This is a genomic window from Williamsia muralis (assembly GCF_051487485.1).
Classification (GTDB): Bacteria; Actinomycetota; Actinomycetes; order Mycobacteriales; family Mycobacteriaceae; genus Williamsia; species Williamsia muralis_B.
In genome coordinates, this window is record NZ_JAHVCV010000002.1 from 840,482 (window position 1) to 861,059 (window position 20,578).

Here is a 20,578-nt window from a genome sequence, read left to right on the forward strand (position 1 = left end):
CCGGCCGTCGACGAAGGATGTCTCCCGTGACCGACCTGCGCGATACCCGACCGATCACCACGCCCGACCCGACCGCATCCACACCCGTGCCACAACTGCTCGGCCCGGATTCGGTGACCTGGAAGTTCTTCGGCGGCTGGCACGGAATGCTCATCGGCCTGTGGTCGGGCTCGATGCAGAACATGCACCCGAAGCTCGGTGCGGCCGTGTCGGAGCACTCCGACTTCTTCGGCGAACGCTGGGAGCGGTTGATGCGGTCGCTCTATCCCATCATCGGGGTGGTGTTCGACGGCACCGAGGACACCGGTCGCGAGGTTCGTGATTACCACCGCGAGATCAAGGGTGCGATGCCCGACGGCAGCCGCTATCACGCGCTCGATCCGGACGTCTTCTACTGGGCGCACGCCACCTTCTGGTACGGCAACATCCGGTGCGCGGAGGTCTTCGGGCCACCGATCACCGAAGCGGAGAAACGTCAGCTGTTCGAGGAGTCACGCACCTGGTACGCGATGTACGGCGTGAGCACCCGGCCATGCCCGGATACCTACGAGGAGTTTCTCGAGTACTGGGATCACATGTGCCGCAACGTCCTTCAAGACCATCCCGCCGTCCGCACGGTGCTGGACATCTCAGAACTGCCGCCGCCCCCGTGGATGTCGTGGATGCCCCGCCCGGTCTGGAAACAACTGGTCCGGCCCACCGAACGGTTCTTCACCTGGCTGACGGTGGGACTGTACGACCAGCCGGTTCGCGACCTGATGGGCTTCACCTGGTCAGAACGTGACGAGCGCCGTTTCCGCCGGTTCGGCAAGGCCGTCAACACCTTCATGCACTTGTTGCCCGAGCGCTACCGCAAACATCCACGGTGCCGCGACGCCTGGGATCGGCTGGCCGGAGCCGTGCCCGCCGACGCACCACTGCTGGACACACCGGTACGCAATCTGCCTCCCGAAGCCGTCCGTGGCGAGCCGATGCACTACTGCCCGGTGACGGCGGCGCGGCGGGCGAACCTGCCCTGGCAGTCCAACGAGACCGCACTCTGAGAGCTCGACCGGCCTCCGGGCCCAGTGTCACCAAGACCACACCGTGTAACCGTAACGCGGCCACCTGGGGATTCGACTAGTCCTGCAGCACCGAAAGCGCTACGCCCACGCCGTCCCGCACCGGGGCGGCATGCCACGGGCAGCGCCCAAGACAAGCCGACTGGCGCTCACGGCCAGATGCCCTACCATGTCCGGCGGAGCATCGACCATCGGCCGTCCCCAAAACCGGGATGGCCTGCCCCGGCGACAAGTCGCATGCGGAGGACCATGACCATCACCACAGCCGAGCCACGACCGACACTGCAGAAGGTGCCGCTGACCACCGAGGCGGCGCGCATCGGCGCCACTGCCTGGCACGCCGTCTGCGGAGGCGCACGGTTCGCCACCCGGGTACGCCACAGGCAGGACGCGGCCGCGATCGGAGCCGGTGAGACGCGCAACACGTTCGCCGCCCTGGGCCCGACCTACGTCAAGCTCGGGCAGCTCATCGCCTCGAGTCCGGGCGTGTTCCCCAAGGTGCTCTCCGATGAGTTCCGGTCGCTGCTCGACAGGGTGCCCCCTGCCGACCCCGAGCAGGTCCGTGCGCTGCTGACCAGCCAGCTCGGCCGCGACCCCAATGAGGTGTTCGACGACTTCGACGCCGAACCGATCGCCTCCGCGTCCATCTCGCAGGTCCACACCGCGACGCTGAAGACCGGCGAGTCGGTGGTCGTCAAGATCCAGCGCCCGGGCATCAAGGCCCGACTGGCCGCCGACCTGCAAATCCTGCAGCGCACCGCCGCGCTCGTGGAACTGTCGTCGTACGGACGCATGCTCAGCGCCAAGGCGGTGATCGAGGACTTCACCGTCAACCTCCATTCCGAGCTGGACTTCCGCACCGAGGCCGCTGCCATGGAGGAATGGACCGCGGCCATCTCGGGGTCGAAGTATGCCGACAAGGTGCGTGTTCCCAAGGTCTACTGGGACCACACCAGCGAGCGGGTGCTCACCCTCGAGCGGGTGGACGCCATTCGCATCGACGACGTCAAAGCCATCCGCCGCGCGGGTCACGACGGCACCGAGATCGTCAAGACCCTGCTGATGTCGTTGCTCGAGTCGGCCTTCACCGACGGGATCTTCCACGGCGATCTGCACGCCGGGAACGTTCTCGTCGACGCTGACGGGCGCATCGTGTTCCTCGACTGGGGCATCGTCGGCCGCTTCGACGACAACACCCGCATGATCGTCCGCGAATTGCTCGGCAACCTGATGCGCAGCAACTACGAGGCCGCCGGTCAGGCCCTGGCTGCGCTCGGCACCTTCGGGAAACCGGGTTCGGTCCGCGAGACCGCCAAGGACCTGCGACGCGTCGCCGCCCCCATCGGCGGAACCGAACTGGGCAACATGGCGTACGCCGACCTGGGCCGCCAACTCGCGAACCTCGCCAAGAACTACGACGCCCGGCTCCCCCGTGAACTGGTACTCGTCGGCAAGCAGTTGCTCTACGTCGAGCGCTACATGAAACTGCTCGCCCCGCGGTGGAAAGCGATGGCCGACCCCCAGGTTGTCGGGTACACCGCGGGGCTGCTCAAGGATTCGGCACCCAGCCGCACCCGCGCCGCGGCCCGGTGATCGTCAGCGCGTGATGCGGTAGCGGACAAAGGCGGGAACGGCGAGGGCCGCGAGGACTGTTCCGATCACGACGAGGATGCCGCCACCGGCGGTGGCGACCGCGGCGCCGACCGATGCGGCTGCGGCGCCGTGTGCAACGTCGGCAATGCGGGGCCCGCCCGCGACGACAACGATGAAGACGCCCTGAAGGCGCCCTCGCACATCGTCATTCGCGGCCGCCTGCAGCATCGACATCCGGAACGCTGCCGACGCCATGTCGGCAGCGCCGCCGATCATGAGCAACGCCACCGTGATCGGGAGCATCGGCAGCGCCGACCCCGAGGCGAACCCGACGCAGATCCCCACCCCGGTGATCGCCACACCCCAGATGAGGATGCAGATGATCACTGCGTACCCCTGACGCTGCACCCGAGAGACCCAGCCGGAGAACACTCCCCCGATCACCGCACCCGCGGCGATGGCCGAGAACAAGAGCGCAAAGGCCACACCGCCGCCGTCTGGTCCGCCGAAACTCTCGTGCGCCATCTGCGGGAACAGCGCCCGGGGCATGCCGAAGATCATCGCTATCAGGTCCACCAGGAACGACATCATCAAGACCTTGTGACCGCCGAGATAGCGGAATCCCTCGATCACCGACTTCAAGCCCGGCGTGCCCCGTTTGTCCGGTCCCTCCGGACGCAGCGACGGCAACCGGATCACCGCCCAGATCGTGGCGAACAGGAACAACGTGTCCACCAGGTACAGCACGGAATAGCCCAGGACCGGGATGAGCGCCCCACCCACCAGCGGGCCGGCGATCCCGCCGGCCTGCATCACCGTCATGTTCAGCGAATTGGCAGCGGGCAGTTCGGTTTTCGACATCAACTTGGGCAGGATCGCCGACCGCGTCGGCTGATTGACCGCAAAAAAGGCCTGCTGTACCGCGAACACCACGAGGATGAACCACACGTTGCCGAAGCCCAGCGCCGACTGCACAAAGAACAGAGCGCTGGTCGCGATCAACCCGAATGTCGTGATGATCAACAGGATTCGCCGGTCCACCACATCGGCGACCGCGCCTCCCCAGAGGCCGAAGATCACCAGCGGGACAAGGCCGAACAATCCGGTCAGCCCGACATAGGCCGAACTGCCGGTGAGCTGATAGATCTGTGCGGGAACCGCCACCACCGTCAGTTGCGCACCGATGACCGTGACGATGTTCGCCCACCACAGGCGTCGGAAATCAGGGTGTTGCAGCGGGGTGGTGTCGGCGAGGAACCGGCGCGTCACCTCGTCCGTGCCCCGGAAACCGAACCCAGCAGGATCCGCCGGGTGAGCGTGGTCGGTGTCACGGCTGCAATCTCACACTGCGCCAACGACCGTCGACAAGCGTGCACCGAACCCGGTTGTGCAACCTGTTGGCCCGGCCCTGCCAGAACTCCACCTCGGTGGGCGCCAGGCGATAGCCACCCCAGCGCGGCGGCACCGGAACCGGTTGATCCCCATCCGCGCCACCGAATTGGTCCGCGATCGCGGCGGCACGCTCCTCGAGCGCCTGGCGTGACTCGATGGGTGCCGACTGTTCGGACGCGTAGGCACTGAGCTGAGAACCACGCGGCCGCCGGACCCAGTAGTTCTCGGTGGCCTCGGCGGGCACCTTGCTGACGGGCCCCCGAAAGTGCACCTGCCGCTCCATCCCGATCCACGGGAAGGTGACCGACGCATACGGAGTGGACGCCAGATGGTTCGCCTTGTCGGAGTCGTAGCCGGTGAAGAACACCACCCCGTCGGCATCGGCGCCCTTGCACAGCACCGTGCGTGTGGACGGATGGCCGTCGGCATCAACCGTGCCGAGAACCATCGCATTGGGTTCGGCGATCGCGGCATCGATGGCTTCGCGCAGCCATTGACCGAACAGGGCCAGCCACGGCGGATCCCCTGCGAGCCAGCTCGGGTCGAGGTTGCCGCGCACCCCGTCCGCACCTGCCGCGTCGTCACCGCCCGAAGCCGAATAGGCCACCCGCATGCTCGACAGATCCACCGGTTCGTTCGTCACGACGAATAACGCTACTCCCGGGTAACCGCCGCCGGAACGGGCTACTACAGTCCTAGGCAAGTACGGCAGTCGGTGCCCCGAGACCGCGGGTGACAGCGCGGCCGCAGTGTGCAGCTCGAACCGCGAGGAGTGCGATCGATGGCAGTCAATGTGCAGGTCCCGGAAGGATTCGTCGAAGGTCTCGAGGGCGTCACCGCCTTCACCACCGAGATCGCCGAGCCGGACAAGAACGGCGGCAACCTTCGTTACCGCGGGGTCGACATCGAGGACCTCGTCGAGAACAACGTGACCTTCTCCGATGTGTGGGCGCTGCTGGTCGACGGGAAGTTCGGCGACGGCCTCCCCCCGGCCGAACCCTTCCCGCTACCCATCCACACCGGCGACGTCCGCGTCGACGTACAGGCCGGGCTGGCCATGCTGGCTCCGATCTGGGGCTACAAGCCGCTGCTCGACATCGACGAGTCCACTGCACGCAACAACCTCGCCCGCGCCTCGGTGATGGCGCTGTCGTACGTCGCCCAGTCGGCACGCGGCATCCATCGTCCCGCCGTGCCGCAGGACGTGATCGACGAATGCGACACCGTCACAGCACGTTTCATGACCCGCTGGAAGGGTGAACCGGACCCCGCACACATCCGCGCCATCGATGCCTACTGGGTCAGCGCCGCCGAGCACGGCATGAACGCCTCCACGTTCACCGCCCGCGTCATCGCCTCCACGGGCGCCGACGTCGCGGCGTCGCTGTCGGGTGCGATCGGCGCGATGTCCGGCCCGCTGCACGGCGGCGCACCGGCCCGCGTGCTGCCGATGATCGAAGAGGTCGAGCGCACCGACGACCCCCGCGGCCTGGTCAAGGGGATCCTCGACCGCAAAGAGAAGCTGATGGGTTTCGGTCATCGCGTCTACCGCGCCGAAGATCCCCGGGCACGGGTCCTGCGCCGCACGGCCCAAGAGCTCAATGCGCCGCGCTATGAGGTTGCTGCCGCGCTCGAGCAGGCTGCCCTGACCGAACTACGCGAACGGCGCCCCGACCGCGCCATCGAGACCAACGTGGAGTTCTGGGCCGCGGTCATCCTCGACTTCGCCGAGGTGCCGCCGCACATGATGCCCGCCATGTTCACCTGCGGGCGCACCGCCGGTTGGTGCGCACACATCCTCGAACAGAAGCGTCTGGGCAAGCTCGTCCGTCCTGCCGCGCTGTATGTCGGCGCCGCACCTCGCCGGCCCGAGGACGTCGAGGGCTGGGCCACCATCGCCGGCTGACCCGGAAATGGTGGGTTCGGGCGAACAAACCCCCAGGTCGCGTTCGCCAAAACCCACCATCATCGGGTTCGGGGGCGGTCTCTAGACTGGTCGCATGAGCGAAACGATCACCATTCCGGCCGACCTCCTGCCCGCTGACGGCCGATTCGGTTGCGGCCCTTCCAAAGTGCGCCCCGAACAGCTGCAGTCGCTCGTCGACACCGGAGCATCGGTGTTCGGTACCAGCCACCGGCAGGCCCCGGTCAAGAACGTCGTCGGCTCCATCCGTAGCGGTCTCGCCGACCTGTTCAACCTGCCCGACGGTTACGAGGTTGTGCTGTCCAACGGTGGTACCACCGCCTTCTGGGACGCCGCGGCGTTCGGACTCATCTCCAAGCGGTCGCTGAACCTCACCTACGGCGAGTTCTCCAGCAAGTTCGCCACCGTCGCGAAGAAGGCCCCGTTCCTCGACGACCCCATTGTCGTCTCCACCGAGCCGGGCACCGCGCCGAGCATCGCGACCATCGGCGCCGAGCAGTACGAGGGCGTCGACCTGGTCGGCTGGGCCCACAACGAGACCTCCACCGGTGTTGCGGTCCCGGTGACGCGCCCCGACCTCGCCGGTGACGCCCTCATCGCCATCGACGCCACCTCCGGCGCCGGCGGCCTGCCGGTGAATATCGCCGACGCAGACGTCTACTACTTCGCCCCGCAGAAGTCGTTCGCCTCCGACGGCGGCCTCTGGATCGCGTTGATGAGCCCGGCGGCCCTCGACCGGATCGCCACCATCGGCGCCTCTGATCGCTGGTGCCCCGAGTTCCTGTCGTTGCCGACCGCGGTGGACAACAGCAGCAAGAACCAGACGTACAACACCCCTGCTGTCGCGTCCCTGCTCCTGCTGGCCAACCAGATCGAGTGGATGAACAACCAGGGCGGCCTGGACTGGTGCACCGCCCGGACCGCCGACAGCTCCAGCCGGCTCTACGACTGGGCCGAGGCCAGCGAGTTCGCGAGCCCGTTCGTCGCCGACAAGACCTACCGGAGCCAGGTGGTCGGCACCATCGACTTCAACGACGACGTGGACGCCGCCGCGGTCGCGAAGATCCTGCGCGCCAACGGCGTCGTGGACACCGAGCCGTACCGCAAGCTCGGCCGAAATCAACTGCGCGTCGGCATGTTCCCGGCCGTCGAGCCCGATGACGTCAGCAAGCTCACGGCGTGCATCGACTACGTGGTCGGCGCTCTGTAGCGGCCAAACCGCCACTCAACACACCCCCGCTGAGCTGGGATTTTCGGGCGTGTCACAGCATGCGATCTGCTGAATCTGCATTACGCTGTCGCTAATGCAGACCGACGCAAGTGTAAGGCTGGCTCCCTGACGTGAAGGAGGAGCAGATGCGTGAACTTCGAGTCATCGGCCTGGAGCCGGACGGCAAAAAGGTGATCCTGCAGGACACCGAGTCGAGCGAGAAGTTCCGCATCCCCGCCGACGACACCTTGCGCGCCGCCGCTCGTGGAGATCTGACCCGGATGGGCCAGATCGAGATCGAGATGGAGAGCACGCTGCGTCCGCGAGAGATCCAGTCGCGCATCCGCTCCGGGGCGTCGGTCGCCCAGGTCGCCGCCGCTGCCGGCGTACCCATCGATCGCGTCGAGCGGTTTGCGCACCCGGTTCTGCTCGAACGAGCACGGGCCACCGAACTCGCCGCGCAAGCTCACCCGCTCCGCTACGACGGCCCGGCACTGTCCACGCTGGCAGAGGTGGTCGCGGCCGCACTCGGGGCCCGCGGTCACAACCCGGACGACACCGAGTGGGACGCCTGGAAGGGCGACGACAACCGCTGGGTTGTGCAGGTGAGCTGGCGCGTCGGCCGGTCGGTGAACCGTGCGCACTGGCGATACGTTCCGGGGTCCAACTCGGGCACCGTCGAGGCCATCGACGAAGTGGCCGACGAGCTGACCGATCCGGACATGAGCCGGCCGTTGCGTAGCGTGATCGCCGTCGCGCCGGTCTCAGAAGACAACACCTACGACTACGACCACCCCGAGCTCGCGTTCGACTACACGCCTCCGCCCGCGGCACAGGTGACACCGGTCTCGCGGCCCGCACGTCTGACCGTGAAATCCGACGGAACCGAAGCCGTGACCGTGGACGCCGACTCCCTCACCGGCGCACAGACGGCTCGGCGTATACCCCCGAGGCGGGCCGAACCAGTGCCCGCACCCCCGGTCGACACCGAACCGGCGGTCACCGAGCCCTCGCCTGCCAACACCGACGATCACGACGACCACAATGACCACCACGACGCCCCGGAGGCCCCTGCGGCCGAACAGCAGCCACCCGCGCCGCGTAAGCGTGCTCGCAACAGCCGCAAACCCGCCGTGCCGACCTGGGAAGATGTCTTGCTCGGTGTCCGGAGCAGTGGCAACACCTGACGCAGGCTAAGTTGTTTGATGCACGTAATGTCGGACAGCAATCACGGAAAGGCTTGAATTGGCAGCGAAGGCGTCCATGCTCTGGTTCGTCAATTCGAGCGATCCGGCGGCCGAGATCCGCGAGGGCGTGACCAACGACGAGAATGCGGCGCAGGCACTGGCCACGGATCTGTTCCCCGACATGACCCTGCTGCCGATCGGACAGTGCGATCTGGTGGCGGCCGCAACCCCGGCAGCCGACCAGCTCTTCGTCGGCGTCTACCGCTCCCTGGCCGTGGTGACCGGATCGATCCTGCGGACCAGTAGTCCGTCCACTCTGCCCGAGCAGTGGACCGCGGCGTTGCCGGCGCAGGCAACAGTGTTCCTCAACACCGATCCGGAGTACTCGGTCGGTGCCTTCGCGCGCTGGGAGGACGGGATACTGCGGCGGTCGTTCGCGGCCAACCCCGTCGACATCTACGAGAACATCGGCCTGCCGTTCATCTTCGAGGGTCCGTTCTGGGCCGGTGAACGCCCGCTCGTCTACGCCGAGGGCGCCATCCCCGACCCTCAGGCCCTCCCCTTCCACCCGCAGGAGTTCGCCGAGGAGGCGATGCGCACCTGGCTGGGCTTCCGCATCACCACCCCGCGTGACCCGTCGGACTCCGATCCGCACTCGATCCAATTGTCGGGCTTCACAATTCGGCCGCAGGGTTACCAACCCGACCAGCGTTCGGATGAACGGAACCCCGTCGAACAGCACCCGTCCGACGGCCAGTACTCAACCGAGCACCCGCAGCGACCCGTCGAAGAGTCCACGCCCGCACCGGCGGTCAAGCGCGTCGCCCGGTGGTTCGGATTCGGACCCAAGGCTTGATGCAGGCCTGATTCGCGACATTGTTCAGCGGGCCCGTTCAGCGAGCCCGCTCGTAGAACGCGAGGGCGGCGGCAGTCGCGACGTTGAGCGAATCCGTTCCGCGTGCCATCGGGATGCGGGCGCGCACATCGCCCGCACGCATCGCCGTCTCCGTCAGTCCCGGCCCTTCGGCCCCCACCATGAACGCCACACGCGGGGCATCCACCACCTGCGACAGGGTCGCCACCTCCGGGTCCGGGGTGAGCGAGATGATGCGAAAGTCGTTGCTGCGCAATACGTCCAGGTCTGCCGGCCAGCTCGTGGCATGCGCGAACGGAACCAGCAGTACGTGGCCCATCGACACCCGGACCGATCGGCGGTAGAGCGGATCGGCGCATGCCCCACCGAAGATCACGGCGTCCACGCCCAGGCCTGCGGCGTTTCGGAAGATGCTGCCGATGTTCTCGTGGTCGTTCACCCCTTCGAGTACCGCGACCGTGCGCGCGCCGGCCAGGATGTCAGGCAGCGCAAGGGGTTCGGGGCGGCGCGCGACGGCGAGCACACCACGATTGAGGTGAAAGCCCACCACCTGGGCCATCACGTCTGCGTCAGCGCGAAAGAACGGCACCCCGCTGACCGCAGGATCGGTGAGGGTGTCACCGAGTTCACGCAACCTCTTGTCCACGCCGAAGAAGGCGTGCGGCGCGAACCGGGAAGCGACCATCCGCTGTGCGACGAGCACACCCTCCGCGATGACCAGCCCCCTGCCGGGACGTCCTCCGGCGAGGACCGGGAGATCCGGCCGCCGGTCGACCGAGTTGAGGTCGCGGAAGTCGTCCACGCGTGGGTCGTCGGGGTCGTCGATGTCGATGACCGTCACCGCGAGGTCCGACCTAGGTCCTGCCTGGTGAGCGTGCGATCCGACCATCCGACTAGTTTGCCCGACGGCCGATATGGCAGGTTGAACGGGTGAGCAAAGGGAATCTGACGCTTCGTCGCGCAAATGAATCCGACTGGCCGGCCATCGCGACCGCAGATGCCCGGGCCTTCGCGTTCGTCAACCCCCTCGACGAAGAGGCGCTGGCCGACATCCGCTCGAAAGTCCGCGATGACGACGTCATCGTGGTGCACGACATGTCCGATCCCGAGCGGCCCACGCTGGTCGGTGTGTCGATGTTCTTCCGGATGACGATGTCGGTTCCCGGCGGACATCGGGTATCGCTGCCCGGGTTGTCCTGGGTGTCGGTGGCCTCGACGCACCGCCGCCGCGGCATCCTGCGGATGATGATCACCGAGCTGTTCGAACAGTGGGAGCGCGAGCAGTCCGTGTTCTCCATCCTCACCGCATCCGAGGGCACCATCTACGAGCGATTCGGTTACGGCCCTGCCGCTTTCGAGCAGCAGGTTCGGATCGACCTGCGCCGCGCACAACTGCGCGCACCGGCCCCTGAGGATTCGCGGGTCCGCTACGCCGACCCGGACCAGATCCGCGACCGGGTTCCCGAACTACACGACCGCTGGGTCTCCACCAGGCCCGGCGCGATCGTCCGGGCGCCGGTGTGGTGGAACATGATCTTCGCCGACCGTCCGATCCTGCGCGACGGACGAAGCGGTCTGCACTACCTGCTGCATCCCGACGGCTATGCCAGCTACCGGATCCACCACGAGTCGGAAAGCGTGTCCGTGGCGGAGGTCTCGGAGTTGTTCGCCGTCACCGACGAAGCGCATTCCGACCTATGGCGGGTGCTGGTGGGCCTGGACCTGCTGCCCGCCATCACCGCGACAACGCCGGTCGACGACCCCCTGCCGCTGAAGCTGACCGATCTGCGTGCACCGTCGGTGACCGGGATCCGCGACAGCATGTGGCTGCGGATCCTCGACGTCCCGGCGGCCCTGACGATGCGCGAGTACGGTCTCGACGCCGAGTTCGTGATCGAGGTGTCCGACAAGTTCCGCCAGTCGGGGGGCAGGTTCAAGCTCGTCATCACCGACGGCCGGGCCGAGGTCACCGAGACCGATGCCGAACCGACGGTCACGATGGACATCTCCGTGCTGGGCAGCCTCTACCTCGGGGCGTACCGCGCGGTGGACTTCGCATCGGCAGAGCGGCTCTGGGCCGTCGACGGTCCCACACTCCATGCGCTGGATCAGGCGCTGAGCACCGACCGCAAGCCGGTGGCGGGCACGTTCTTCTAGTCCCGCGCTCGGGAGCGGCGTTCAGTCGCTCTCTGCGACGATCGATTCGATGATGCCGACGGCGTCGCGCAACGTCGCCATCTGGTCGTCGTCGAGGCGTTTGAGCTGGGCGCGCAGCCATTCCTCACGGGCGTTTGCCTCATCGACCACAACGTCGGTTCCCGACTGCGACAGCGTCACGATCACCTGACGTCCGTCGGTGGGGTGTGGTTCGCGCTTGACCAGGCCGAGGTCGGCCAGGGAGGCGATGACCCTGGTCATCGACGGAGGTTGCACACGCTCCCTCGAAGCGATGGCGCCCGGCGTCATCGGCCCTTCCCTGTTGAGGGTTGCCAACGCCGAAAGCTGTGTCAGCGACACCGGCGACGCCGACCGGCGACCGCGCAGATGCCTGGTCAACCGGACAACGGCGATCGCCAGATCGCTTGCGAGCTTTTCGTCATTGTGATCCACGCGATCAAGGATAGGTGAGCCCGCGCTGAATGCACCATGAACCGGCGATGTTCATGTGTTCGGTTAAGGAGTGAATGCTCGTTAACTTCTTAAAAGACAGTTCGTATCGTAGTGCTGCACAAGCCCTCCCCAGCTCGGAAAATTACGCTTGGACGACTGCCTAAACGAGTGAACTTTTGACTGCGTACGAGTTGGCCGGTCGAGTTTTCGCCACTAGCCTGGTGGGCATGCCTGAACCCGTACCCGCGCTACCGCGCGCACTGACGGCACCAGAGCCGGTGATCGTGGTCGGCATGGTCGGTTTCCTCATCGCGACCGTGATGGTTGCCGTCTGGGACCTGGGAACCGACAACACGCTCACGATTTGCCTGGTGGGCCTTGGCGTCGGCCTGTTCGGCTGCTTTGTGGTGTCCCTGCAACGGTGGGCGATCCGGCGAGGGAGCCGCGCCGCCCAGGACGGTCTGTCCTGAACACGCCATAGGTCGCCGACGCCACGAAGGCCACGCCCAGGAGCCAGCCTGCGACGACGTCGGTCATCCAGTGGACCCCGAGGTACACGCGGCTCCAGCCGATCGCCACGGCCAGCACCGGAGCCACCAGGAGCACCAGGCGGTGCGCTCTCACCCACGAACTGCTGTGGTAGCCGGCGACCGCGATCAGGCCGTAGACGATCGTGGCCATCATCGCGTGTCCGGACGGCATGGAAAACGTGTCGATGTCCAGCAACCGGGCTTCCGCGGGCGGCCGTTCCCGTCCGATCAGGTGCTTGAGCCCGACCATCAGGCCATACCCGATCAGTGACCCCGCCCCGACCAGCACCGCCGACCGCGTTTGTCGGAGCACGAGCAATGCGACGGTCACCGCCACCGCCACAAGCGTCATGGTGACGGTGTCGCCGAGGGTGGTGACGACCTTCATCGTCCGGGTCCACGCGTCGGTCCGGTTCGTCACCGACCATTCCCAGACAGAACGGTCCGGCCCGAAGGCAAGGGAATCGGTTCGGAGAATGCCCCCCGGGTCAGTCAGGGATGACGTGGAACTCGGCATCGATGTGGAGCGCCCCTTTCTGATCGCGCCAGAACGGAACCCGGCGTCGACTCGTGGTGCCGTCGTGGTGCACCTCGACGACCAATTCATCATGTACCCGGATGGGACCGGTGGGCAGCGGCCTGCTCTGCATCAACGCCGATCGCAAGGCGCCGGGCTCGGCCTCCCACGTGGACGGTCTGCCCTCCTGCACCGGTTCTGCAGTGAACTCCTCGGTCGCCAGCGGCATGTCGAGCAGGTCGGCGAGCGACGATGCCAGCCCGATCTGCGACGGCACCAGGGTGATGAGTCGACCGGGGTCGATGGCGGCGGCCAGCCAGGGGGCGTCGAGCACAACCGCGTCCTGCGCCACGTTGCCGGCGAGAGTTCTTGCGACCGTTGGCGGTCCGACGTCGTCCAGCTCGATGCGGCCGGCCCGCAGCGCCTCGGCGAGGGCAGTGTGCGCCGTGGCCGCCACCAGCGGTGAGACCGCGCGGTCGGCCTCGGACAGCCGGTTCAGGATGAGCCGAGCCGCGTCGATGTCCTCGACATCGGCATTTCCCAGCGCGCCGGAGATCTCATCACCGTGCGGGTGATCGATGGGGTCGAGCAGGCCTGCGACGGTCAGGTCGCTCGGTGCGCGCCAGCCCCCGAGCGGTACTCCGTCGACCACCGCATAGTGGCGCAGCCACCAGCAGGTGTACCCGGAGCGATCGGCCAACAACGTTGCCGCGTCGGCAGATTCGACCAGCAAAGTCAGCGCCTCCGGCCAGCGGTCGGGGTCGACCAGGTCGAGATCGCGAACGGCCGCCAGCGTCTGCGGCGGATCGTCCAACGTGCTCCACCACTGCTCTTCGTCGGGTAGGTCGTGGTCGGGGCCGGTCGGGTACTCCTCACGCAGCACCGTGAAGTCCCATCCCACGCCCAGAGCACGGAACGCCGCCTGGCCGAACTCCTCGACCAGATCGGCCGAGACGATCCCGAACGGCGAATCATCGATCAGCACCTCCGCGAGCGGACTGCCCGGCAACAGCAGCTCGTCCGCCGGCCGAACATCGTCGTCATCGGCGGGCAGCTGCAACTGGCCCAGCCAGGTCGGGACCACCACGTCCGGAGCGGCGCGGAGCAGACCGAGCACACTACGCACCAGACGCTCATCGGCCGGGTCCTCGTCGATTTCACTGCGCAGGGCAGGGTCGGACAGCATCTCCCCCACCGTGATCCGCTGAGCACCGAGCCGTTCGAGCAGATCGTGGTTCGCCGCGGGATGGACGGTCGGGAGCCAGCTGGGTGCGACAACGTCGGCATCCTCGTCGCCGCGGTACGGCGGCAGCACTGTTCCGCGGGCACCGGGAAGCGTCCGCCCGTCGGTCAACGGCACCGGAAGCGCCCCGAGTTCGTCGACCTGGCCCTGCGCCACCACCGACAACTCGGCGTAAAGGTCGCCCCACCACCGTGGTTCGCGGTCCAGACCGGTGAGCCGTTCGGCCACCTCGGCCAGCCCGATCTCTGTCACACCCACCGACCGCAGCGTGCTGAGCGAGCCCCGGCCGGACAGGTCGGGGTGCACCAGTGTGGTGATGACCTCGCCCAAGAGGTCGGCGAGCCCGGCGGTGAGGTCGGGCAACACCTCGGCCCGGGACGCGATCAGGTCGTCGCCCTCGGCACCCGGAACCCAGGCGTGCCCGGCCAACTCGGCGAGCAGCGCTTCACGCAGTCGTTCGTCGTCGCGTCCGGCCGCGAACCCCGGCGCCGGGACGAGTCCCATTCGCTGATCGATGGGCAGCTCGGCAACGATTTGCGCGTAACCCTCTGCCAATACGGCGATGTCAGCGTCGGGGTGCAGCCCACGACGATCAGCTGTCAGCTGCACATCGCCGACACAGATGGCCGGCACGGTGAGCTCGACGTCGGTGCGGGTCGGTGCTCGCAGCACGTCGCGACGCACCCGAACCGGCCTGCCATCGCGCAGCGGGAGCAACCAGCGGGCTCGCGGTGCCACGAGCTCGCGCCAGCTCGCACCGCCGACGGAGATGATGTCGCCCTCGCGGATGCGTCGAAAAGTGTTGTCGGGCAGGGTAATCGTGTCGATCGATTCGAGTTCGAGCAGCAATTGCACACTCTCGGCGGCGAATCCGTCGAACATCGCGGCCATGTCGATCGAGTCGTCGATCTCCATCACCACCTCGGTGTCGAAGCCGTCGATCGGCGCGGTGTCGATCGGCCAGGCCAGGCGCAACGTCGGCACCTGCTCCACAACCGTCCCCTTCGCGGCGAGTTCGGCACGCGTGCGTTCGGCCGAGAACTCGAATGATCCGGTCACTGAACAGATCTCGACATGACGCGTCACCGCGGCAACCGCGGTGAACCCCACCCCGAACCGTCCGATCAAGCCGTCGCCGTGTTTGCTCGAGGAACGCAGCGCCGTCAGGGCAGCGGCACCGTCTGCGTCGAGAGGTGCGCCCGTGTTCGCGATGTGTAGCCACCGGCCGTCTTGCCACACACGAACCGAACCGATGATCCCGGCAGCTGTCGCGGCATCGGCGGCGTTGGCAACAAGCTCGGTCAGCAGGCGGTCGCGATACCCGACACCGACGAGATCTGTTTCAGCAGCAGTGTCTTCACGCAGGCGGGTGGGCGAGGTGAGCCACGACCCGAGAATCGATTCGCGCAGACGGCCGAGGCCGAACGGATCGGACGGCTGCACGACGGGGTCAGGAGTTGGCGTGGATCTCAACCGCGCCGTCGTCGTAGGCATCGTAGGCAGGGCTTCCGCCCCCGGTGGGCGCCTCGACATCCGAATGGGCGCCGCACCCGTACTCGGCGTGCACCACACGGCCGTCTGCGGCGTACTCGTTGGCGCACACACCGAACGCGGCGCGCAGCGAACCGACCACGGGGAGGTAGAAACCGCAGGTGCCGCAGTTGTGCCGGGCGCTCCTGGCCATCTCGGAAGCGGGACCGTGCTCACCCTCGACCCACCGCGAAGCTGCCTCGAGCCGACCCTCACGGCTCAGCAGCCGTTTGCGGCCGAGACCCAGTTCGGTCGCCACAGCGGACTCTTCGCTGAACGGATCGTTGTCGTCGTTGTCGACGTAACCCGGGACCAGGCGTGGATCGTCGGCCGGCGTCGCCAGTAGATCTCCGGGGTTCAGGTCTCCCGGGCGAAGCCGCTCGGCCCACGGAACCCATTCCGGCGCGGTCAGCGCAGTGGAACCCGGCAGCAAGGCCACTTCGTTGACCGTGACGTCGTCGCAGCCAGGACATCCGGCCAGGACCACACACCACTGCCATCCGCGATAGCCGGGCACGTGGGCGGCGAAGTAGTGGGTGACCGTGAAGGCGGCCTCGGTGACCGCTTCGAGGTGGTCACCGACCTCTTTGTCGTCGGCGTCGATCGCGGCCCTCGCCTGCGAGACGGCCGCTGTCAGCAGCGCTTCCACGCGTTTCTGCTCGGCGTCATCCCTCTCCTGGTCGACATGATCGCCGGGCCCGTCGTGATCAGTCACTGCGTCTGTCTGCTCGGTAACCGCGTTCACGTCCTCCAGTGTGCCGTATCGGGGCGCGCCGCAAGTGCCCGAGGGTTGGTAGGCCTGCGTCGGATAGGGAACAATCGGGAAAGTGAACCGAGGAAATCAACCACACGATCCTCGTACGACCTCCTCGGGCAGGGCCAGAGGCACTCGGGGCCCCGCCGACCCCGCCGGGCAAGACCCCCGCCAGCCGCCACGACCTGGTCCCGCAGCGCATCCGGGTTCGGCCAATTATCCGGTCGACGGCTCGACGCCGGGACCACGCCAGCCACGCCCCGGGGGCCAGCCCTCCTATCCGCGCAGCGGCCAGCCCCCCATGCCACCGCGTGGGCCGCGACCGCCCAGCAATCCTTTTAACGGCGGTCCTCCTAGCGGTGGCCCTCCCAACGGTGGTCCCGCACAGGGCGGCCCGCCGCCGAGTGGTCCCCCGCCCGCGTCCACCGCCGCGTTTCCCCCTCCCGACGACAGTCGCCGGAACGACACCCGCCAGCAGACGTCGCGCAACCCGCATCTGCCGCCACTGGACGAGACCGACTACCACCGCGAAGAATCCGGTGGTCGGGCAATGCCCCGCAAGCTCACCGTCACCCGCGTTGCCGCGCTCCGAGGCCGGGAGCTGACATCGAAGGGCCTGGGCAAGATCCACCAGGCGGCCACCGCCGACGGCGCAGACCGTTCCGGTCTCACCGCTTTGACGTATCCGACGGTGGTCAACTTCGCGGTCGACGCCGCGATGACGATCGCGTTGGCCAACACCTTGTTCTTCGCCGCCGCAAGCGCGGAATCAAAAGGCAAGGTCGGCCTCTACCTGTTGCTGACCATCGCGCCCTTCGCGATCATCGCCCCACTGATCGGACCGATGCTCGACAAACTGCAGCGGGGCCGTCGCATCGCGATGGCCGGCACTTTCGCAGGACGTACCGTGCTGGCCCTGCTGGTGATGGCGAACTGCGGCTGGGACGACGCCGCGAACCAGCTGACCTACGACCCCTGGGTGCTCTACCCATGCGCACTCGGAATGTTGGTGCTGTCCAAGTCATTCGGCGTGCTCAAGTCGGCCGTCACACCGCGTGTCCTGCCGCCGACCATCGACCTGGTCCGGGTCAACTCCCGCCTGACCACATTCGGGCTGGTGGGTGGCACGATTCTCGGCGGTGGTGTGGCAGCACTGTGTGAAGTGTTGCTGGCCAAGGTCCTTCCGCTGCACCTGCCCGGGGCCATGGTGTGGCTGGCGATCATCACCGTGGCCGGCGCCGTGCTGTGCATGCGCATCCCGTCCTGGGTGGAGGTCACCGCGGGCGAGGTCCCCACCACACTGACCTACCACGGTGAACCGGCGCGCGATCCGTTGCGGCGCCCCGATCCTGCCCAATACCCCCCGCCGGGTGGCGCACAGACACCAAGCGCAAAACAGTCCGGCGAGAAGGCCTCTCCGGTCAAGGCCCTGGCAGCCACGATGCGTCAGCCCCTGGGCCGCAACGTACTCGTCGGCCTCTGGGGCAACGGCACCATCCGCATCCTGACCGGCTTCCTGACCCTGTTCATCGCTTTCTATGCGAAGTCGCAGCAGGGCGGCGGCAGCGGCTGGGCTCAAGTCGCCATGCTCGGTGCTGTCGGCGCGGCAGCCGGCATCGGAAACTTCATCGGCAACGCCACCGGCACACGGCTGGAGCTGAAGAACCCCGAGCGCATCATCGTGATGGTGACCGGTGCCTGCGTCGCGGTCGCGGCACTGGCCGCAGCGTTCGGCAGCCTGCTGTTCGTGGCGGTCGCGGCGCTCGTCGCCTCGGGAACCAGCGCCATCGGCAAGGTCTGCCTCGACTCGTCCATCCAGAACGATCTGCCGGACGCATCACGCGCCTCGGCTTTCGGTCGCTCCGAGACCGTCCTGCAGATGAGCTGGGTGTTCGGCGCATCCCTCGGTGTGCTGCTGCCGCCGAACCTGACCATCGGCTTCGGAGTCGTCGCAGGTCTGCTGGCCCTGGGCCTGGTGCAGACCTTCGTCACCAACCGGGGCTCTACGCTGGTCCCCGGATTCGGTGGCAAGCGGCCAGACATGACCATGCCCACCGGCGCAATCCATGTCGATCCGCACATCCGCGAAGCCTGGAACAAAGGCGGCGGAGACCGATGAGTTGGGATACATGAGCGCACGCTTGACCACCGGCGAGAAGAAGTTCTTCGCGATCGCCGCCATCACCGTTCTGTTGCTCGTCGCCGTCATCGGCGGCTCGGTGGCCGCGTTGGCCTCCGGACACGAGGACAACGACGTCCCCTATCTGCATGTCGCGAAGGGCAACACACTGATCACGGTTGAGCCGCTGATCTACTGCTCCATCGAGATGAAGGACTGCGAAGGATCACCGACCAACAAGCCGACGCGGATCCCCGTGCAGGTCGGCGACGCGGTGATGGTGTCGCTGTCGAGTGACCTGTCGGTCGGGCCCTGGACGCTCGTGGTGCAGTACCTCAGCAAAGACGGGTTCGACAACACCGCCGAGGTCTTCTACCGCAGCGACAGCAAACGCACATTCACCCTCGCCTCGACCCGCGACCGGATCCTGGCGACAATCGAGATCAAGCAGCCGTCACAGAAAGAAGACGCGGGCGGCTTCATCCCACGCGGGATCTGGGGCATCGACACCCTTCCCGACGGTGTCGATGTCCCAGCATCCGATTAGTCCGGATCCTGAACCCAGCCGGCTGATTCGAACCCAGCGGCGAAGCTGCGCGAGGACTACCTAGAACTACTAGAACTACTTAGGTCTCGAGCTCCCGGGCAACGGCCCGCACCACCTCGGAGATCCGGGCGGCGGTCTTGCGGTCGGGGTATCGACCCTTGCGCAGATCCGGCTGAATCTTGCCTTCCAGCAACGTGATCAGGTCGGCCACCATGCCGTGCAGCTCGTCAGGACTGTGCCGCTTGGGCTGTTCCTTGCGCGCTTCCCGCGTGTTCTTGGCAACGCTGGGAGCCGGATCAAGAACCTTGACCGTCAACGCCTGTGGGCCTCGACGACCCGCCGCCATGCCGAACTCGACCCGCTGGCCGGGTTTGAGCGCCTCGGTCCCATCGGGGAGCGCGGACGAGCGCACATAGACGTCTTCGCCCTCATCTTGCGAGAGAAAGCCGAAGCCCTTCTCCGCGTCGTACCATTTCACCTTGCCGGTAGGCACTGTGCTCACCCTCATCTACTCGCATTGCCCAAAACGAAAGCGCCCGCTGCGGGCAACTGGCCCAGCCGGACGCGTTCGGTCAGTCTAGCGCCTCGGCCAACCCCCGAGCACACGGGTTTTCGGCCGCCTCGAACCTGCACTACCGTTGTCTACATGCGCAAAGCCGAAGGCAGCCTGTTGCTGCGGGCCGCTGTGGGACTGTTTGTCGTCGGTGTCATCGCACTGCTCTGGCTGTTTCTGAGTACGCCGATCACCGGTGAGACCGCTCCCCTGTTCGTCTATCTGCTCACCATGTGTGCCCCGCTCGGCTTTTTGCTCGCGCTGATTTTTGCGTTGCGATCAGGGCGACGCCATCGGGACGCCGCTGCGCACCAGGGCGGCGGCTCGAGGTCGCCACTACAGTGACTGACGACATGACGCTCTCAATCGACGGAGCATTGACTCCCACCAGTGACGGCACGGCACTCCGCGCTGCATACAGCTGCTTTCCGACCGGTGTGGTCGCCGTGTGCCACCAGGGTGACGGCGAGCCCATCGGCATGGCCGCCAGCTCGTTCGCCACGGTGTCGCTCAACCCGCCACTGGTGTCGCTCTGTGTCCAGAACGAATCGACGACGTGGCCCAAGTTGCGCAGCGCTCCCGTCATCGGGCTGTCGGTGTTCGCCCATGATCAGGACGCCGAGTGCAAACAACTCGCGGGCCGAGCCGATGCGCGATTCACCGGGCTACGGGTGGAGACAACCGACGACGGCGCCCTTTTCATCGGCGGAGCGGTGGCCCAGCTGTCGTGCACCATCTACAACGAGATACCGGCTGGCGACCACAGCCTGGTCCTGCTCAAGGTCGAGGCGTTGCGCGCCGACCCGTCACAGGAGCCGCTCGTATTCCACGCCAGTGCGTTCCGGGCGCTGGAACGACGGCCGTAGCAGCCACGACTTCAGGCCCCATCGGAGAACGCCCGTAGTCAGTTTTTTCCGCGGATCCAACCTCGATC

The 20,578-nt window shown here is 66.9% G+C and carries 20 protein-coding genes; 12 read left to right on the top strand and 8 right to left on the bottom strand.

All coding sequences use genetic code 11. The features are described 5' to 3' along the window. Nucleotides 1-17: 17 nt before the first annotated feature. Together KXR83_RS07315 and KXR83_RS07320 are read left to right on the top strand one after the other, a co-directional pair. The gene (locus tag KXR83_RS07315; protein WP_437424256.1) at nt 18-1,043 is read left to right on the top strand and encodes an oxygenase MpaB family protein; all 1,026 of its coding nucleotides are present in this window, start codon (nt 18-20) and stop codon (nt 1,041-1,043) included. Nucleotides 1,044-1,310: 267 nt separating this feature from the next. Further along, entirely contained in the window at nt 1,311-2,654 is a 1,344-nt protein-coding gene (locus KXR83_RS07320) for an ABC1 kinase family protein (protein ID WP_437424257.1), read from the top strand. Between the two features lie 3 nt (nt 2,655-2,657). On the opposite strand, the gene KXR83_RS07325 is transcribed toward KXR83_RS07320, so the two are convergent. Together KXR83_RS07325 and pdxH are read right to left on the bottom strand one after the other, a co-directional pair. Further along, a complete protein-coding gene (locus tag KXR83_RS07325; protein WP_437424258.1) occupies nt 2,658-3,923 on the bottom strand; it encodes an MFS transporter in 1,266 nt (421 codons plus the stop codon). A gap of 58 nt (nt 3,924-3,981) precedes the next feature. Then, nucleotides 3,982-4,659, bottom strand: a complete 678-nt coding sequence (gene pdxH, locus KXR83_RS07330) for a pyridoxamine 5'-phosphate oxidase (RefSeq protein WP_437424465.1) — start codon at nt 4,657-4,659, stop codon at nt 3,982-3,984. Nucleotides 4,660-4,827: 168 nt separating this feature from the next. On the opposite strand from pdxH, the gene KXR83_RS07335 reads away from it, so the two are divergent. The 4 genes from KXR83_RS07335 to KXR83_RS07350 all read left to right on the top strand — a co-directional run bounded on the left by KXR83_RS07335 (nt 4,828) and on the right by KXR83_RS07350 (nt 9,223). Beyond that, a complete protein-coding gene (locus KXR83_RS07335; protein ID WP_062795471.1) occupies nt 4,828-5,952 on the top strand; it encodes a citrate synthase 2 in 1,125 nt (374 codons plus the stop codon). Between the two features lie 94 nt (nt 5,953-6,046). Next, on the top strand, nt 6,047-7,180 hold the full coding sequence (gene serC / locus KXR83_RS07340) for a phosphoserine transaminase (protein WP_437424259.1): 1,134 nt from the start codon (nt 6,047-6,049) through the stop codon (nt 7,178-7,180). A gap of 146 nt (nt 7,181-7,326) precedes the next feature. Further along, a complete protein-coding gene (sepH, locus tag KXR83_RS07345) occupies nt 7,327-8,367 on the top strand; it encodes a septation protein SepH (protein ID WP_437424260.1) in 1,041 nt (346 codons plus the stop codon). Nucleotides 8,368-8,443: 76 nt separating this feature from the next. Beyond that, on the top strand, nt 8,444-9,223 hold the full coding sequence (locus KXR83_RS07350; RefSeq protein WP_437424261.1) for a DUF6928 family protein: 780 nt from the start codon (nt 8,444-8,446) through the stop codon (nt 9,221-9,223). Between the two features lie 37 nt (nt 9,224-9,260). Here KXR83_RS07350 and KXR83_RS07355 read toward each other — a convergent pair whose 3' ends face one another. After that, entirely contained in the window at nt 9,261-10,130 is an 870-nt protein-coding gene (locus tag KXR83_RS07355; protein WP_437424262.1) for a TrmH family RNA methyltransferase, read from the bottom strand. A gap of 41 nt (nt 10,131-10,171) precedes the next feature. Between KXR83_RS07355 and KXR83_RS07360 the strand changes: the two genes are divergently transcribed. Next, a complete protein-coding gene (locus KXR83_RS07360; RefSeq protein WP_437424263.1) occupies nt 10,172-11,398 on the top strand; it encodes a GNAT family N-acetyltransferase in 1,227 nt (408 codons plus the stop codon). A 21-nt stretch (nt 11,399-11,419) separates the two neighbouring features. Here KXR83_RS07360 and KXR83_RS07365 read toward each other — a convergent pair whose 3' ends face one another. Beyond that, nucleotides 11,420-11,851 carry a MarR family winged helix-turn-helix transcriptional regulator gene (locus KXR83_RS07365; RefSeq protein WP_437424264.1) on the bottom strand — a complete coding sequence of 144 codons (432 nt, stop codon included), beginning with the start codon at nt 11,849-11,851 and terminating at the stop codon, nt 11,420-11,422. A gap of 227 nt (nt 11,852-12,078) precedes the next feature. On the opposite strand from KXR83_RS07365, the gene KXR83_RS07370 reads away from it, so the two are divergent. Beyond that, nucleotides 12,079-12,321, top strand: a complete 243-nt coding sequence (locus tag KXR83_RS07370) for a DUF2530 domain-containing protein (RefSeq protein WP_437424265.1) — start codon at nt 12,079-12,081, stop codon at nt 12,319-12,321. Here the strand turns inward: KXR83_RS07370 and KXR83_RS07375 are convergent. The 3 genes from KXR83_RS07375 to KXR83_RS07385 form a co-directional block, all read right to left on the bottom strand. Beyond that, nucleotides 12,209-12,802, bottom strand: coding sequence for a phosphatase PAP2 family protein (locus tag KXR83_RS07375; RefSeq protein ID WP_437424266.1), 594 nt, complete (start codon nt 12,800-12,802; stop codon nt 12,209-12,211). The two genes, KXR83_RS07370 and KXR83_RS07375, sit on opposite strands and share 113 nt — an antisense overlap. Before the next feature lie 67 nt (nt 12,803-12,869). Then, nucleotides 12,870-15,635, bottom strand: coding sequence for a sacsin N-terminal ATP-binding-like domain-containing protein (locus tag KXR83_RS07380; protein WP_437424267.1), 2,766 nt, complete (start codon nt 15,633-15,635; stop codon nt 12,870-12,872). Next, a complete protein-coding gene (locus KXR83_RS07385; protein ID WP_437424268.1) occupies nt 15,592-16,416 on the bottom strand; it encodes a DUF3027 domain-containing protein in 825 nt (274 codons plus the stop codon). Before KXR83_RS07385 ends, KXR83_RS07380 begins: the two co-directional genes overlap by 44 nt. 82 nt (nt 16,417-16,498) lie before the next feature. On the opposite strand from KXR83_RS07385, the gene KXR83_RS07390 reads away from it, so the two are divergent. Continuing rightward, nucleotides 16,499-18,544, top strand: coding sequence for an MFS transporter (locus tag KXR83_RS07390; protein ID WP_437424269.1), 2,046 nt, complete (start codon nt 16,499-16,501; stop codon nt 18,542-18,544). A 10-nt stretch (nt 18,545-18,554) separates the two neighbouring features. Continuing rightward, nucleotides 18,555-19,091 (top strand): DUF2771 family protein, encoded by a 537-nt coding sequence (locus KXR83_RS07395; protein WP_437424270.1) that lies wholly within the window; start codon nt 18,555-18,557, stop codon nt 19,089-19,091. 79 nt (nt 19,092-19,170) lie between these two features. On the opposite strand, the gene KXR83_RS07400 is transcribed toward KXR83_RS07395, so the two are convergent. After that, a complete protein-coding gene (locus tag KXR83_RS07400) occupies nt 19,171-19,584 on the bottom strand; it encodes a cold-shock protein (protein ID WP_023955337.1) in 414 nt (137 codons plus the stop codon). Between the two features lie 153 nt (nt 19,585-19,737). Between KXR83_RS07400 and KXR83_RS07405 the strand changes: the two genes are divergently transcribed. Together KXR83_RS07405 and KXR83_RS07410 are read left to right on the top strand one after the other, a co-directional pair. Then, complete coding sequence (locus KXR83_RS07405) at nt 19,738-19,989, top strand: hypothetical protein (protein ID WP_437424271.1); 252 nt, start codon at nt 19,738-19,740, stop codon at nt 19,987-19,989. An 8-nt stretch (nt 19,990-19,997) separates the two neighbouring features. Further along, nucleotides 19,998-20,510, top strand: a complete 513-nt coding sequence (locus KXR83_RS07410) for a flavin reductase family protein (RefSeq protein WP_247207781.1) — start codon at nt 19,998-20,000, stop codon at nt 20,508-20,510. Nucleotides 20,511-20,578: the final 68 nt, after the last annotated feature.

Bases quoted from the DNA above. Each gene is read 5' to 3' on its own strand.
- sepH (WP_437424260.1), top strand. From the start codon at position 7,327: ATGCGTGAACTTCGAGTCATCGGCCTGGAGCCGGACGGCAAAAAGGTG.
- KXR83_RS07380 (WP_437424267.1), bottom strand. From the start codon at position 15,635: ATGCCTACGACGACGGCGCGGTTGAGATCCACGCCAACTCCTGACCCC.
- KXR83_RS07370 (WP_437424265.1), top strand. From the start codon at position 12,079: ATGCCTGAACCCGTACCCGCGCTACCGCGCGCACTGACGGCACCAGAG.
- KXR83_RS07410 (WP_247207781.1), top strand. From the start codon at position 19,998: ATGACGCTCTCAATCGACGGAGCATTGACTCCCACCAGTGACGGCACG.
- KXR83_RS07320 (WP_437424257.1), top strand. From the start codon at position 1,311: ATGACCATCACCACAGCCGAGCCACGACCGACACTGCAGAAGGTGCCG.
- pdxH (WP_437424465.1), bottom strand. From the start codon at position 4,659: ATGCGGGTGGCCTATTCGGCTTCGGGCGGTGACGACGCGGCAGGTGCG.
- KXR83_RS07405 (WP_437424271.1), top strand. From the start codon at position 19,738: ATGCGCAAAGCCGAAGGCAGCCTGTTGCTGCGGGCCGCTGTGGGACTG.
- KXR83_RS07315 (WP_437424256.1), top strand. From the start codon at position 18: ATGTCTCCCGTGACCGACCTGCGCGATACCCGACCGATCACCACGCCC.
- KXR83_RS07395 (WP_437424270.1), top strand. From the start codon at position 18,555: ATGAGCGCACGCTTGACCACCGGCGAGAAGAAGTTCTTCGCGATCGCC.
- KXR83_RS07350 (WP_437424261.1), top strand. From the start codon at position 8,444: ATGCTCTGGTTCGTCAATTCGAGCGATCCGGCGGCCGAGATCCGCGAG.
- KXR83_RS07335 (WP_062795471.1), top strand. From the start codon at position 4,828: ATGGCAGTCAATGTGCAGGTCCCGGAAGGATTCGTCGAAGGTCTCGAG.
- serC (WP_437424259.1), top strand. From the start codon at position 6,047: ATGAGCGAAACGATCACCATTCCGGCCGACCTCCTGCCCGCTGACGGC.
- KXR83_RS07355 (WP_437424262.1), bottom strand. From the start codon at position 10,130: ATGGTCGGATCGCACGCTCACCAGGCAGGACCTAGGTCGGACCTCGCG.